This is a genomic window from Rhodococcus sp. BH5 (assembly GCF_027583855.1).
Taxonomy (GTDB): domain Bacteria; phylum Actinomycetota; class Actinomycetes; order Mycobacteriales; family Mycobacteriaceae; genus Rhodococcus_F; species Rhodococcus_F qingshengii.
The window spans coordinates 1-14,271 of record NZ_JAJHVW010000010.1 but is presented as its reverse complement, the minus strand read 5'-3'; the positions used below and the strand labels follow the sequence as shown (position 1 = coordinate 14,271).

The following is a 14,271-nucleotide window of genomic DNA, read 5'->3' as shown; positions in this document are numbered from 1 at the left end:
CACAGCAATTCAGGCGCGACAGATCATGACCGGCCCTGGCGCATGGTGCAGCAGATTCTGGCTGGTGGAGCCCATCACGGCGCCCGCCATCGCACTGCGGCCGTGACTTCCGACAACTATCAACTGTGCGTCGTCGGCGTATTTGAGCATGACGGGAGCAGCGGCACCGGGTTCACTGATGCGGGTGACCGGCACGTCCGGGTACTGGTCGGCCATACCGGCTAGATTTTCCGCCAGTAGCGCCGATTCCTCCTGCTCGACAGCCTCCCAGTCGATCAGGATTCCCGCTCCGCCTTCGCGGAAGGTGGACGAGCCCTGCCAGGTGTGGACCGCGATGAGCGGCGCGTCGAACTGATCGGCATAACGAAACGCGTACTCGACGGCCTTCTTGCTCAACGCGCTTCCGTCGACTCCGACGATGACGGGACGCTGATCCGGACCGGGATTCTCCGCCGAACCACGCCACACGGTGACCGGACAGGTTGCATGATTGGCCACCTTCAGTGCGGTCGATCCGAGCAGCCGTGAGCGCAGTGCACCCGATCCGGTCGACCCCATCACGATCAGGCGTGCGGTACCCGAGGATTCGAGGATATGCGTCGACGCCGGCCCTGGCGCGATCTCGGATTCGATGGTCAGTTCGGGGAATTCGGCCGAAATCACCGTGGCGGCGGCATCGACGATCGCTTCGCCGTCTTCGCGGATCTGACTGAGGAACTGTGACTGCAACATCACTGCAGCGGGACTGTAGATCGGGCCCTCTTGCGGCAGGGCGTGCGCCAGAATCAGTCGTGAGTTCACCGCGTTCGCGACGGAGGCCGCCCACCGGGCCGCCGCCGTCGAGGCCTCGGATCCGTCGATACCGGCGACGACATCCTGGTGTCCTGCAAGTGTGTTCATGTCTACTCCCTCTGAAATGATCGAGATCGGTCGACTGGTTACAGCAACGTCACCAGAGTGACGATGCTGACTTCACGGCTTCCTTCCACGTCTTGCGTAGCAGGGTCGATTGCCCGTCGGCTATTTCCAGTTCTCGTCGGTAGGCCATGCCCAATCCGAAACTGGTGAGCGAGGTATGCTCCTGCTCGGCTGCCATTGCAAGTAGATGATGTTGGGCGACAACGGAATCCTGGTGCTCGCCGAGAACATCCTGGAAGTGGCTGAAATGCTTCAGTGCACGCTTCGCTCGGCTCTTCGACACGGGTTCCATGACCTCGATCGCGTACTTCATCCGCTTGGCTCCCTTGCGGGCGCGGTGCATTCGCTCGTCACGCTCGGTGCGGCTATCGGCATCGAAGACGTGATCGACCCGCTTACCGACCTTGTGTGCCAGGTGCCGCAGGGTATGGGCCAACTCTCGTGCCGATGCCTTCTTTCCGACGCGGTGGGTGGCGGTGTCGAATTCGAGGTCGCCGACGTACTCGTCGAGGCGATCGAGCAGCGTGGTGTATCGCTCGGAATCGAGCGCCTCGAGGGCTGTTTCCTGGGCGGTTTCACCACGTGCAGAGAAGAACTCGTCGATTCGAGCTCGCACAGCTTCTCGCTCGGGCATCTCGTCGATTTCGCCGAGGCGTTCCACAAGACGCTCCCACTGGACCTCGACGTCGCGGGCGTCACCGAACTTTCCACCGATCCACCGCAGATCCGTGATGAGATCGTCGGTCTTGGGAGAGTGGCCGGCGTACGACTGCAGAGCGCTGCGGATGCGGCGTGCCGCAACCCGGAAGTCGTGAACGGCTTCGTCGTCGGCCCGACGCGTGCCGAGATCCGCGGCGACCAGTGCGCGCAATTGTTCGATGAGGTAATTACGCAACAAGATCCGCGGATTCGACGCCTTGCCCGAGGTGACCTCGTGACCGGCGTACGGTGTGACCGACGTGCCCAGTGCTCGTTTGAGTTTGGACGGACTCGCAGAGCGCTCCAGCCCGGCGTCCAGTAGAACCGACTCGATTGCATCGGCCAGCTCTTGCCCGCCTGCGCCTTGTTCGACCTCGACTTCCTGCCACGTCGACTCTCCGGAACCGTCTGCCTTGCAGGCGATGACGGTGTCGGAGACCACTTCGGCAAGCAGCACACCGTTTTCGCCGTTGAGCCTGGTGCGCTCCCGATCGGTGATGATCAGGGCGACCGGCACCAGATCGTGACCGCGAATGATCGCCCGGATCAGACTCGACAGCGGCGAGGGCACATCGGTGCTCTCGTCCGGGGGAAGTTGGATTTCGGTTCGAGTGTCCTGGCCTGCGGGAAGTTTCATGTGCCACCCCGCGTCGTCGCCACCCTCACGCTTGCGCAGCGTGATCTTCTCGGCCAGCAACCGGTAGTCCGCGGTGTCGAAGTAGGTGGCAGAGAGCTGTATCGAGTCGTGGACCGGTTCGCCGACAACACCGGGAAGTCCGCCCAAGGCGGGAACTTCCTGCTCGGCCGGCGCCTCGTACTTGCGCTCGATCTCCCGTACGGCTTCGGGTACGACGGCGGTCTTGCTCATCTGGTCTCCTCTTGCGGTGCGGTCTGCGCTTCCATCCTCCCGGTATCGGAGGCGCAGTGGAAGGGTCCGGGGTCCCTACGGCGAGTCGCCACGGCCTGATTCGTCCGGCCAGGACAGGGTCCGCCGACTTTCGAACCGTTGCAGCCGGCCGGTCTTCGGATCCTCGAACTCGAGAACCTTCGACAGCAGGCGCAGCGGGTTCGAATAATCTTCTGCGGCAACGTCGTAGAAGTCGGGATAGAAGTTGTCGCCGTGGATCGGGAGCCCGAGCGAGGTCATGTGCAGCCGAAGTTGATGGGTCTTGCCGGTATGGGGAGTCAACCGGTACCGCGCGAAGCCGTCTCGCGTTTCGATCAGTTCGATCCGCGACTCGCTGTTGGGTTCGCCCTCGATCTCCGCGGCCTTGAGCACGCCGCGTTCTTTCACGATGCGACTGCGCACGACCACGGGAGTGCTCACCTGCGCGTCGTAACGCGCGATGGCCTCGTATTCCTTGGTGACGCGGCGGTCGGCGAACATGGTCTGATAGCCGCGCCGGGCCGCCTGATGCACGGTGAACAGCAGCAGTCCTGCCGTGACGCGGTCGAGGCGATGCGCTGGACTCAACTCCGGCAGATCGAGATCCCGACGCAACCGCACCAAGGCCGATTCGGCGATGTATCGCCCGCGGGGCGTGCTCGCGAGAAAGTGCGGCTTGTCCACGACCAGGATGTTTTCGTCCCGGTAGAGGATGTCGATCTCGAACGGCACCCGCGCTTCGACCGGAGCGTCGCGGTACAGGTAGACGAACCGCCGGGGAGCAAAAGCGCTCGTCTCGGTGATTCCGACACCCTTCTCGTCGACGACCTCCCCGGCTGCGACCTTCTCCCGCAATCGGACGGCGTCCTGGGGGAACCGTTCGAGCAGGTAGTCGAGCGTCGTCGTCCACATGCCGTCGTCGGGCTGACGGATGCGACTGGGGTTCAGGCCGTCGCGGACGGGAAGCGGTGATCGTGACACATCTTCAAAGCTAGCCGTCCGGTCGGCATTCAGACCTATTGACGACATATGGGACGGAAGTTACTATCCGGTAAGTTCGTGACACCGGTCACTGTCGTGGGGGCAGGGCTGGGTCATCACAACAGAAAATTGGGGTTTTCGTGAGGACACGACTTCTACGTCGAAGGTCGACAACGATTGCGGTGGGGCTGTGCGTCGTGGGATTGACGGTGCCGAGCGCCGTCGCTTCTGCGGATCCGACGGGAGGGTCGGACGGGCAGGCCTGGCTCGCGGCAACGGAGGCGACGCCGCAGTATCCGGGGGTCTCGATCGAGTGGGACGTGCCCATCACGATGAGTGACGGCACAGTTCTGCAAGCGAATGTGTACCGACCGGCGGATGCATCCGGGCGGGCCGTGGAATCGAAGACGCCTTCGGTCCTCAACATCACGCCGTACACGAAACTGCTGGACACACTGGTGGATTCAGCTCTGTCGATCCCGCAGGTCGGTGAGACGCTGATGGACGTTGCGAACTCGCTCGACCTCGCGGCGCCGTTCGACGGAGTGTCGGAGTTGACGGGCGTCATCGCCGGCGGAGGCGCCAGGGTTCTCGGCGTCAACCGTGATCTGGTCCAGAACGGATACACGCAGGTAGTGGTCGACGCACGTGGAACCGGCTTCTCCCAAGGTAATTGGGACGTGCTCGGTAAGCGCGAGCAACAGGATTCGGTCGAGGTCATCGACTGGATGAGCAAGCAGGGGTGGTCCGACGGGAAAGTAGGGATGGCGGGCATCTCGTACTCCGCGATCAACTCGGTGCAGGCGGCGAGCAACAATCCACCTGCACTGAAGGCGATCTTCCCGGTCGAACCTGGAAACGATCTGCTGCGCGACATCGTCGGAACCGGTGGCGGCCTCGGAGTCGGGTTCATGCCGTTGTGGTTGACCGCGGTCAACGGGCTCAAACTCATCCCGAACGTTCAGGACATCCTGCAAGGAAACTTCGATCCCCTGTGGTTGGCGAGCCGCCTCGAGGATCCCGGTACGCTGATTCCCGAACTGGTGCAAGCGATGACGGCTCAGAGAATCGAGGACGTGTCACCGTCGACTCTGCAAGTCGCGCAAGACGGGCAGTTCTATCAGGACCGAGCCGCTGACGTCGGCAACATCGCCGTTCCGACGATGGTCTACGGCGGTTGGCACGACATCTTCGCCAACAGTGAGCCGCGGATCTACAACGGAATCGATCTGCCGCCCGGGCAGAAGCAGTTGATCATGGGGAACGGCTATCACGTCACTCCCGGTGGAGGATTCGGCAAGGACGGTGCGCCGCCGCGCCTCGACGTGCTCGAACGTGCGTGGTTCGACAAGTGGCTCAAGGGCATCGACAACGGAATCGATCGTTACGGTCCGGTGACGATGTTCCAGCAAGGCGGCGGATGGATCACGGACGATCAGTTCCCGCGAGCCGGTGCGAGCTACGAACGTATGTATCTGAACTCTGCGCCCAGCGGTACTGCCGCCCACGCAGCGTACGACGGTTCGCTGACGAATGACCCGCCCAGTGCCGCAGCGCGATTGACAGTCACACCAGGACTGCGAGGCTTCTGCTCCGGTGACGGAACTCAGGGAACTGCCGGGATCTCCGTGGTGCTCGGTGCGACGTGTTCCAAGGATTCCCGATTCCAGGAAGCGGAGGGCCTGACGTTCACCGGTGAGGCAGTGACGGAGCCGACCTCACTCTCGGGCCCGATCAACGTCCACCTCGAGACCGTCCTGGACGCGACGGACGGATTCTGGGCAGCGACGGTCAACGACGTAGCACCGGACGGAACATCGACACCGATCACGAACGGCGCTCTGACTGCGTCGCTGCGGGCAGTCGACGATTCGAAGAGCACTCGCTCGGCCAACGGTGACTACAGTGAACCGCACCACTATCTGACGATCGACACGCGTCAGCCGGTGGTTCCCGGTGAGGTCACCACCGTCGACATCAACATGCTCCCGACGGACGCAGTGCTGCAACCGGGGCACCGGCTCCGCGTCGACGTCTACGCTGCCAGCGTGCCGCGATACCTGGCGCTCGGCCCGATGCTCGCCGACAGCCAACTCAAACCGCAGCACATCGAGTTGGCTGCAGACCGGCCGAGCTTCGTCAACGTTCCGTTCGTCGGGGGCCGCTGACTCGGATTGGATCGGCGGCGTGAGAACCTGCGGGCTCGCGGACGTTCTGAGAAGATCGTCCGATGACAGAATCCCGACTCTCCGCCGCCGTCCACGATCGTCTGGACGGACTTCTGGATCCGGTGGACGAGCGGCTCGCGGCGCAGTACCCGGGAAACCGTGACGAGATCCAACCCGTGCACACGATTTACGTCAGTGCCGCGGGTGCAACCGTCGACACCCCTCGACTCTGGGGTGAGCAGGCGATCGCGCTTCTCGATTCCCATGCTCATGTGTTCGCCGATCTCGACACGGAGAATGCGCTCGCTGATGTGCGAGTTCAACTCGGCCGCAAGCCGGTCCAAGACTTTCGGATCGATTTCGAGGACGGGTACGGACGCCGCAGCGACGAAGAAGAAGACGATGCAGCGACGTCGGCCGGACAGACGCTTGCCGCGCTCAGCGCTGATCCTGCCGGGCCGAACTGGAGTGGCATCAGGTTCAAGGGGTTGCCGGCCGGTGAGCGTCGGCGCTCGATCAGGACGCTCGAGCTTGTGCTCGACGCGGCCGGCGGAGTGCCGGACGGATTTGTCTTCACCGTTCCCAAACTGCGCGCGGTGGAGCAGGTCACGGCGACGGTGTTGCTCTGCGAAGAGCTGGAGAAGGCGCACGGACTCGAGCTCGGTTCGCTTCGGTTCGAGTTGCAGATCGAGAGCCCGCAGGCGGTCATCGCGGCCGACGGAACGGTGGCAGTTGCTCAGGCCATCCATCGCGGTGCCGGTCGTCTGACCGGTTTGCATTACGGCACTTACGATTACAGTGCAGCTTGCGGAATTGCATCGCGTCATCAGTCGCTCGAACATCCGGTGGCAGACCACGCAAAGGCTGTCATGTTGGCTGCTGCCGCGCAGACCGGTGTCTGGGTGTGCGACGGGTCGACTCAGGTCGCGCCTGTCGGGAGCGCCACGGCGATCCGCGACGCGATCACTCGGCACCATCGCCTCGTCACGCGGTCCCTGGAACGCGGTTACTACCAGGGGTGGGACATGCACCCCGGGCATCTGGTCACCCGCTGGCTCGCCACGTTCGGCTTCTATCGCAACGCGCTCGGCGCCGCTGCCCCGCGCATCCAGTCGTACTTGGGGCGCCAAGGTGGCGACGTGATGGACGAACCTGCAACCGCCCAGGCGCTCGCAGCGGTGGTACTGCGCGGGCTCGACGCGGGGGCTTATCCGGAATCCGAAGTTCTCCGACTCGCCCCGAGCGCCGACACCAACGCACTCCGTCACCTCGTAGGACGCACCACACCGATCACAGGAGAACACTGACCGATGAGCACCACCGAATTCACCTTGCTGCCCGATCTCGCACTGCGCACCCTCGGCGGAGCCGTCATCTGGGCGAACGACGAGGCGTTTGCCGAGCGTGAGGCCCTGATCCGCCCAGGCAAGGCCGGGTACCAGCCGGCGACGTTCGGTCACAAGGGGCAGGTGTACGACGGTTGGGAGACGCGTCGCCGCCGGGTGGCAGGCCATGACGAGGCGATCGTTCGACTCGGTGTTCCCGGAGTGGTGCGAGGCGTCGTGGTCGACACCGCGTGGTTCAAGGGCAATTACCCGCCCGAGATCTCGGTGGAAGCAATCTCGGTCGACGGGTATCCGGATCCCGCCGACCTGGCCGGATCCGGCGAGTGGACAACCATCGTCGAGCGCTCGACCGTGCACGGTGACTCGGAGAATCCGTTCTCGGTGGCGTCGGAGGAGCGGTGGACGCACGTCAAGCTGACCATTTACCCGGACGGCGGCGTGGCGAGATTCCGTGTTCACGGCGAAGCGCGGCCGGACCCGCGTTTCCTCGATGCCGGGCCGTTGGACCTCGCAGCACTCGAAAACGGTGGCCGCGTGACCGATTGCTCCAACATGTTCTACAGCTCACCGCAGAATATCCTGTTTCCCGGACGCGCTGCTTCGATGGGTGACGGGTGGGAGACCGCCAGGCGCCGCGACAACGGAAACGACTGGGTGCAAGTACAACTCGCGGGTGAAGGCGTGCTGAGTTTCGTCGAGATCGACACCTCGTACTTCCTCGGAAACAGTCCAGGTGAGGGCGCTCTGACCGGGCGGACATCGGAGGGGGAGTGGATCGAACTGTTGCCGCGCACGACGCTGCGTCCGGATACGCGCCATCGCTTTCCGATCGATTCCGAAGTCCAGGTCACCGATGTTCGCCTGGACATCTTCCCGGACGGTGGCCTGGCGCGGCTGAGAGTCTTCGGCGTACTCACCGACGCTGCTCGCGCTGTGATCTCCGGGCGCTGACGGTAAAGTTGTTGGCATGAGCGACTATCCGCGCGACGACTATCCCCGGGACATGGTGGGGTACGGCCCTCATCCGCCGCATCCGCACTGGCCCGGCGACGCGCGGATAGCGGTTCAGTTCGTGCTCAACTACGAAGAGGGAGCCGAGAACAACGTCCTGGACGGGGACGCGGCTTCGGAAACATTTCTGTCGGAAATGACTCCGGCAGAGGCATTTCCGAATCGACACATGAGCATGGAATCGCTGTACGAGTACGGCTCCCGGGCCGGGTTGTGGCGTGTACTGCGAACCTTCGAGCGGCGAAACCTGCCTCTCACAGTCTTTGCGGTGGCGCGGGCGATGCAGCGGAACCCCGAAGCAGTCAGTGCTTTTCAGGAGTTGGGCCACGAGATCGCGTGCCACGGATTACGTTGGAAGTCTTACCAATCCGTGGACATCGAGCGCGAACGCGCAGACATGGCCGAGGCAGTGCAGATTCTGCGAGATCTGACGGGTTCGGCGCCCCTCGGTTGGTACACCGGGCGCGATTCACCGAACACCCGCGAATTGGTGGTCGAGCACGGCGGCTTCGTCTACGACTCCGATTCATACGCTGACGATCTGCCGTACTGGGTCGACGTTCCGCGTGGCGCAGAATCGGTGAAGCACCTGGTCGTTCCGTACACCCTTGACACCAACGACATGCGTTTCGCCTCTCCCGCAGGATTTCCCAGCGGTGATCAGTTCTTTGCGCACCTACGCGATGCCTTCGACGTGCTGTATGCGGAGGGGACGGCCGGATCGCCCAAGATGCTCTCGATCGGGTTGCACTGCCGCATAGTCGGCCGCCCTGCCCGTGCGGCCGCTCTCGAGCGATTTCTGGACCACGTGCAGTCACACGAGAAGGTCTGGATCGCGCGGCGCATCGACATCGCCGAGCATTGGAAGACCGCGCACCCCGTTTAGGTCACGGTCGGTCGACAAAAGACTTCATTCGAGCAGTCCGGGTACTGGTTCGACTGCCGCGTATTCCGCCATCGAATTCTAGGCCATTGACAACTGGCACGGTTGTGGATGACTCTTTGGAGATGGAGAAACACACAGCAGTCGAAGCGTCTTCAAGGTGAGCCGACCGGTGCCGACCAGGAAACCGACCAAGAATCGCGGATCGAAGTCGTCCCACAATGCCCGCGCAGTGGTGACCGGCGCCGGCAGCGGAATCGGCCGTGCCTTTTCGTTGGAGTTGGCGCGCAGAGGCGGTGAGGTGATCTGCGCGGATATCTCGCTGGAACGGGCCAAGGAAACAGTGGCACTCATCGACGAGATCGGTGGTACCGCGCACGCCGTCAAATGCGATGTGTCAATTCGTGAGCAGGTTCAGGACCTGGCGTTGTTCGCGGAACTCGAACTTGCGGGTCCGCTTTCGTTGGTGATCAACAATGCCGGGGTGGGTATCGGTGGAAAACCGGTGGGCGAGATCGGTTTCGACGATTGGGAGTGGGCACTCGGGATCAATCTGTGGGGTGTCGTGCACGGCTGTGAGATATTTGCTCCACAACTGCGTGCGAGCGGGGCCGGGGGATTCATCAACGTGGCCTCGGCTGCTGGGTTTGCGGCTGCGCCGCTGATGGCGCCCTACAACGTCGGTAAAGCCGCCGTGATGTCGCTCTCGGAGACCTTGTCCGCTGAACTTGCCGGTACGGGAGTGCGGGTGACGGTGCTGTGTCCGACCTTCGTCAAGACAAATGTTGCTCTCGACGGCCGAATCACCGCGGAAGCAACACAATTGGCGCAAGCGTTGATGCGGCGAACCGGCTTTTCGCCGGAGCGCATCGCCGTCACCACTCTCGACGCCTACGACAAGGGTCGACTCTACGTGGTGCCGCAGTTCGATGCGAAGGTGATCTGGCGACTCAAACGGTATCTACCCGTTGCATACACGTGGGGCTGTGGAGTTCTCAATCGCTTTGCACCGAAACAGAAGTCGGGATCATCTGGAACTTCGGCGGCGCCGGAGACGAACTCGCCGAGCACGAAAGGAGCGTGACATGTCCTTCGATTTCGACGGCATGCTGCACAAGATCAAGGACCGCCAATGGGCTCTGGTGGACATCGACTGGGATGCTCCGGGCGCCGAGACGATCAGTCCAGAGCTTCATGCGAAGCTGAAACCGTTCATGTCGGACCTGATGTGGATCGAGAACGTCGGTGCCCGTGGCTTCGCTGCGATGGCTCTCAAGGCGCCGACTGAAACTCTCCGAGACATCTATCGGCATTTCCACGCCGAGGAACAGAAGCACGCCAACGCCGAACTCGCGCTGATGCGTCGGTGGGGAATGCTGGACGGCGACGAGATGCCCGAGCCCAACATCAACGTCAAGCTCGTCATCGACTGGCTGGACAAGCATTCCGACGGTTTGTCGCTCTCGATTCTCGGGACCGTCATACCGATGCTCGAGGTGGCGCTCGACGGAGCCCTGGTCAAGTTCATCATGGACGAGATCGAGGATCCGGTCTGTCAGGCTGTGTTCAAGAAGATCAATGCAGACGAGTCCAGGCATCTGGCGGTCGATTTTGCGGTGATCGAGATGCTCGGGCACTCGACGACGCGCAAGCTCGTTGTCGAAACCGTCGGCGCCTGGTTGAATCCGGCGTTGATCATCGGGACACTTCGCTACATCCCGCTGCTGAACAAGATGCGCGACAACATCGTCGACATGGGAGTGAACGAGGAACGGCTCTACACCGCGATGAAGCGATTCAGGAACGTAGGCGAACGGAGTCCGGCCGCGCTCCGCGTCCCGATGTATCGGGTGGTGAAGTGGCACGGCAACATGGTCATCAATCGCAACCATCCCTACCATCTGCTTGCCGATCGGATGGTCAAGGTCACTGGCCGACTTTCCGGCAGCAGGCTCAATTCCGAGCCGACCTGGGCCAAGGAACTTACGTACGAGCCACTCGCATGAGTACTGCCGAGCCACTGTCAGTGGCGATCATCGGTGGAGGTTTCGCAGGAATCGGAGCGGCGATTCGGTTGAAGCAGAACGGTATCGAGGACTTCGTCGTTCTCGAACGCGGCACGGAGGTCGGCGGGACGTGGCGCGACAACACGTATCCGGGAGCTGCGTGCGACATTCCGTCCCGTCTGTACTCGTACAGTTTCGCCCCGAACCCGGACTGGTCGCACACCTACTCGGCCAGCGCGGAGATCCTCGGCTACATCCGAACGATGGTGAAAGAGTTCGGCCTCGAGCCGAAGATTCGGTTTCGGTGCAACGTCACGGGCGTCGAGTGGGACGAGCAGACAGGTGTCTGGGCGATCGCGCTCGAGGGCCGTGAAGCGGTCATTGCCCGGACCGTCGTCATGGCGTCCGGTCCGCTGGCGAACGTCAGCTTTCCTGCTGTTCCGGGTTTGGAGAGCTACGAAGGACACAAGATTCACAGTGCTCGCTGGGACCATGACTACGACTTCACCGACAAGCGGGTCGCAGTGATCGGAACCGGGGCCAGTGGCGTCCAGATCGTCCCTGAACTCGTGAAAACTGCACGATCAGTGAAGGTTTTCCAACGAACACCGGGATGGGCATTGCCGCGAGCAAACCTACGCACCCGATCTCGCACGAAGGATCTGTACCGTCGTCATCCGGTCGTCCAGACTCTGGCGCGTCGGGCTTGGTACTGGGGACACGAATCGGTAGCTCTCGGGGTGGTGTGGGAATCCCCGTTGACGAGGGTGGTGGAAACAGTCGGGCGTCTTCATCTGCGCATGCAGGTGAAGGACCCGTGGTTGCGGCGACAACTCACTCCCGACTTTCGGGCAGGGTGCAAGCGGTTGCTGATGACCAGCGAGTATTACCCGGCTCTCCAGCAAGACAATTGCACACTCGTGACCTGGCCGATCGCGAGATTGGCGCCACATGGCATTCGCACGGTCGAAGGGATCGAGCATCAATTCGACTGCATCGTCTTCGCCACCGGCTTCGACGTTTGCAAGACCGGAACACCGGTCCCGATCATCGGCCGGGACGGACGTGTGCTCGCTCAGGAGTGGAAATCCGGGGCGCGTGCGTACAAGAGCATTGCGGTATCCGGTTATCCCAACCTGTATTTCACCTTCGGACCCAACTCGGGTCCGGGGCACAGCTCCGCCCTTGTGTACATGGAAGCGCAACTCGACTATCTCGCCCAAGCGATCAAGATCGTTCTCGAGCGCGACCTCAAGGCACTCGATGTTCGTCAAGATGTCGAAGATGCGTACAACGTCGAGTTGCAGCGTCGGCTGTCGAAGACCACGTGGAACTCGGGATGTTCGAGTTGGTATCTCACCGACGAAGGATTCAATGCCACTATGTTTCCCGGTTTCGCGACCCAGTACGTGAACCAATTGAAATCGGTGGATCTTCGGGACTACACGAGCACGGTGCGCGAGAAAGACACCGCGCAGACCTGATCCCGGGTTCTGATCGGCCTGGTGTTGCCACTAAGTTGGAATCGTGACGACCGACGCGGCAGAGGAGACGAGGCGGTGACCGAGTACCGCATCGACGATCTAGCGCGCGCTGCGGGCACCACCTCGCGGAATGTACGGGCATATCAGGAACGTGGATTGCTTCCTCCGCCGGAGAAGCGTGGGCGGGTAGGCATCTACGGCGACGCGCACCTCGAACGCCTCAAGCTGATCGACACGCTTCTTCAACGAGGTTTCACCACTGCGCATATCGACGACTTCATCACCGGGTGGGAAAGCGGGAAAGACCTGACAGAGGTGCTGGGTCTGCAGCACGCGGTCACCGAACCATGGTCCCGCAGCGACACCGTGAGTATCGAGATGGCCGTCGTACGCGAGTTTCTCGGGGGAGATGCAGATGGTCAACTGCATCGTCTCGTAGATCTCGGACTGGTACAGATCGAAGGAGAGAACTGCGTTTTCACCGATCCTGCTTTGCTCAGCGGATTTTCGAGTCTCCTCGACTACGGTTTCACTCTCGATCAACTGGTCGATGTGCACGAAAAGCTTCACAACGCTGTGGACGGGATCGCCAAAGACCTGATTCAGGCGGCAAAGGATCGCATCGTCGATCAGCACGGGGTCGGTTGGCTCCCGGAGGGCGACGAGGTTGCCGGAACAGCCGAGATGCTCCAGACGATGCGTGAACTCGGTGTGGCGTCGGTACATTCGGCACTGGCCCGGGCACTCGACGCGAACCTTCAGCGTGAACTCGGCGACTATCTTGCCGCTGCGATCGGCTCGCGGAGCGACGCCGACGAGTCCGACTAGCAGCATCGATCACGTTCGGGATGTGCGGCCCGTCGCGGTGCGCTCAGCTCTTGCGTGCCTCGATCAGGAATCGACTCGAGTGCGCGACAAAAGATCCGTCGCGACGGATCTGCTGATCGAGTTCGCGGAGCCGGTCCCGATACTGCGCGACGGTGAATCCCGGAATTATCCAGATCACCTTGCGTAAGAAGTAGACAACGGCGCCGATGTCGAAGAATTCCATGCGCAGACGCTCGAAACGCAGGTCGACGACGGTGAGCCCGGCCTCAATCGCGTCGGCAGTTTCGTCCTCGTGGTGCCGTCCGCGACGAGCCTGCGGCTGAGGACCGAGAAAGTACTCGACCAGTTCGAACACGCTGGCGTGACCCACATGTTGAGCGAAGTACGTTCCTCCCGGTTCGAGTACCCGCGCGATTTCGGTCCACCACACCGTCGCTGGGTGTCGGCTGGTCACCAGGTCGAAAGCCGAATCGGCGAACGGTAGCGGCGGCTCGTCCGGATCGGCGACCACCACCACACCTCGAGGACGCAGAAGGGCGGTGGCCTTGGCGATGTTCGGTGGCCAGGATTCGGTTGCTGCCATCGCCGGCGGGAGTGACGGTGCAGCGGCGAGGACTTCGCCGCCGCCGGTCTGGATGTCCAATGCGGCGCCGGCGCGGCCGAGACGTTCACCCATCAGCCTCTGGTACCCCCACGACGGACGCTGCTCCGTGGCGCGTCCGTCGAGCCACGAGAAATCCCACCCGTCGACGGAGGCGGATTCCGCTTCGGCGACAAGTTCGTCGAAACCTCGTGACATGCTCTGTGACTCGCCTTCAGGCGTTCCTTCCGACATCACATCATCATCGTCGCGGAGGGTCGACGGTGCCAGTTGTTTACGGCTACTTCGGGGTGGCGCCGAGCATCGGTGCGAGTTGAGTGGCAATCGGGTTCAGGTTGAGCTTGTCCGGGTCCACCTTGGGCTTGCTGTCCCACGGTTGCGAGGTGTTCGGGTCGGCGAACGCGATGCGGTTGGCGCTACGAACCCCCGTTTCGCTGCCCTGAGGTGCCTGGCAGTTGGC

General features: G+C 62.4%; 12 protein-coding genes and 1 pseudogene. 8 read left to right on the top strand and 5 right to left on the bottom strand.

Features of this window, described 5'->3' with window-relative positions; all coding sequences use genetic code 11:
• Positions 1–9 precede the first annotated feature (9 nt).
• The 3 genes from RhoBH5_RS23270 to RhoBH5_RS23260 all read right to left on the bottom strand — a co-directional run bounded on the left by RhoBH5_RS23270 (position 10) and on the right by RhoBH5_RS23260 (position 3,484).
• Positions 10–900 (bottom strand): universal stress protein, encoded by an 891-nt coding sequence (locus RhoBH5_RS23270; protein WP_047271050.1) that lies wholly within the window; start codon positions 898–900, stop codon positions 10–12.
• Between the two features lie 49 nt (positions 901–949).
• Positions 950–2,485: a CYTH and CHAD domain-containing protein gene (locus RhoBH5_RS23265; protein ID WP_007733905.1), complete on the bottom strand. Its 1,536-nt coding sequence runs from the start codon at positions 2,483–2,485 to the stop codon at positions 950–952.
• A gap of 75 nt (positions 2,486–2,560) precedes the next feature.
• Positions 2,561–3,484, bottom strand: coding sequence for a pseudouridine synthase (locus RhoBH5_RS23260; RefSeq protein ID WP_270008847.1), 924 nt, complete (start codon positions 3,482–3,484; stop codon positions 2,561–2,563).
• 140 nt (positions 3,485–3,624) lie between these two features.
• On the opposite strand from RhoBH5_RS23260, the gene RhoBH5_RS23255 reads away from it, so the two are divergent.
• The 8 genes from RhoBH5_RS23255 (at position 3,625) to RhoBH5_RS23220 (ending at position 13,210) form a co-directional block, all read left to right on the top strand.
• The gene (locus RhoBH5_RS23255) at positions 3,625–5,652 is read left to right on the top strand and encodes a CocE/NonD family hydrolase (protein WP_193594985.1); all 2,028 of its coding nucleotides are present in this window, start codon (positions 3,625–3,627) and stop codon (positions 5,650–5,652) included.
• A 62-nt stretch (positions 5,653–5,714) separates the two neighbouring features.
• A complete protein-coding gene (locus tag RhoBH5_RS23250; protein WP_270008846.1) occupies positions 5,715–6,959 on the top strand; it encodes a DUF6986 family protein in 1,245 nt (414 codons plus the stop codon).
• Positions 6,960–6,962: 3 nt separating this feature from the next.
• Positions 6,963–7,949, top strand: coding sequence for an allantoicase (gene alc, locus RhoBH5_RS23245; RefSeq protein WP_030535271.1), 987 nt, complete (start codon positions 6,963–6,965; stop codon positions 7,947–7,949).
• A gap of 16 nt (positions 7,950–7,965) precedes the next feature.
• The gene (puuE, locus tag RhoBH5_RS23240) at positions 7,966–8,895 is read left to right on the top strand and encodes an allantoinase PuuE (protein WP_003940421.1); all 930 of its coding nucleotides are present in this window, start codon (positions 7,966–7,968) and stop codon (positions 8,893–8,895) included.
• Between the two features lie 169 nt (positions 8,896–9,064).
• Positions 9,065–9,976 carry an SDR family NAD(P)-dependent oxidoreductase gene (locus RhoBH5_RS23235; RefSeq protein ID WP_270008845.1) on the top strand — a complete coding sequence of 304 codons (912 nt, stop codon included), beginning with the start codon at positions 9,065–9,067 and terminating at the stop codon, positions 9,974–9,976.
• Position 9,977: 1 nt separating this feature from the next.
• On the top strand, positions 9,978–10,898 hold the full coding sequence (locus RhoBH5_RS23230; protein WP_030535274.1) for a hypothetical protein: 921 nt from the start codon (positions 9,978–9,980) through the stop codon (positions 10,896–10,898).
• Positions 10,895–12,382 (top strand): flavin-containing monooxygenase, encoded by a 1,488-nt coding sequence (locus tag RhoBH5_RS23225; RefSeq protein ID WP_007733920.1) that lies wholly within the window; start codon positions 10,895–10,897, stop codon positions 12,380–12,382. Before RhoBH5_RS23230 ends, RhoBH5_RS23225 begins: the two co-directional genes overlap by 4 nt.
• A 75-nt stretch (positions 12,383–12,457) precedes the next feature.
• Positions 12,458–13,210 (top strand): MerR family transcriptional regulator, encoded by a 753-nt coding sequence (locus RhoBH5_RS23220; RefSeq protein WP_007733922.1) that lies wholly within the window; start codon positions 12,458–12,460, stop codon positions 13,208–13,210.
• A 43-nt stretch (positions 13,211–13,253) separates the two neighbouring features.
• Here RhoBH5_RS23220 and RhoBH5_RS23215 read toward each other — a convergent pair whose 3' ends face one another.
• Together RhoBH5_RS23215 and RhoBH5_RS23210 are read right to left on the bottom strand one after the other, a co-directional pair.
• Positions 13,254–14,009, bottom strand: a complete 756-nt coding sequence (locus RhoBH5_RS23215) for a class I SAM-dependent methyltransferase (protein WP_270008884.1) — start codon at positions 14,007–14,009, stop codon at positions 13,254–13,256.
• Between the two features lie 82 nt (positions 14,010–14,091).
• Positions 14,092–14,271: pseudogene (locus RhoBH5_RS23210) on the bottom strand (mammalian cell entry protein); the annotation flags it as partial.

What these genes read in the sequence shown, in the direction of transcription:
- RhoBH5_RS23230 (WP_030535274.1), top strand. Translation starts at nt 9,978, where the DNA reads ATGTCCTTCGATTTCGACGGCATGCTGCACAAGATCAAGGACCGCCAA.
- alc (WP_030535271.1), top strand. Translation starts at nt 6,963, where the DNA reads ATGAGCACCACCGAATTCACCTTGCTGCCCGATCTCGCACTGCGCACC.
- RhoBH5_RS23250 (WP_270008846.1), top strand. Translation starts at nt 5,715, where the DNA reads ATGACAGAATCCCGACTCTCCGCCGCCGTCCACGATCGTCTGGACGGA.
- RhoBH5_RS23225 (WP_007733920.1), top strand. Translation starts at nt 10,895, where the DNA reads ATGAGTACTGCCGAGCCACTGTCAGTGGCGATCATCGGTGGAGGTTTC.
- RhoBH5_RS23265 (WP_007733905.1), bottom strand. Translation starts at nt 2,485, where the DNA reads ATGAGCAAGACCGCCGTCGTACCCGAAGCCGTACGGGAGATCGAGCGC.
- puuE (WP_003940421.1), top strand. Translation starts at nt 7,966, where the DNA reads ATGAGCGACTATCCGCGCGACGACTATCCCCGGGACATGGTGGGGTAC.
- RhoBH5_RS23270 (WP_047271050.1), bottom strand. Translation starts at nt 900, where the DNA reads ATGAACACACTTGCAGGACACCAGGATGTCGTCGCCGGTATCGACGGA.
- RhoBH5_RS23215 (WP_270008884.1), bottom strand. Translation starts at nt 14,009, where the DNA reads ATGTCACGAGGTTTCGACGAACTTGTCGCCGAAGCGGAATCCGCCTCC.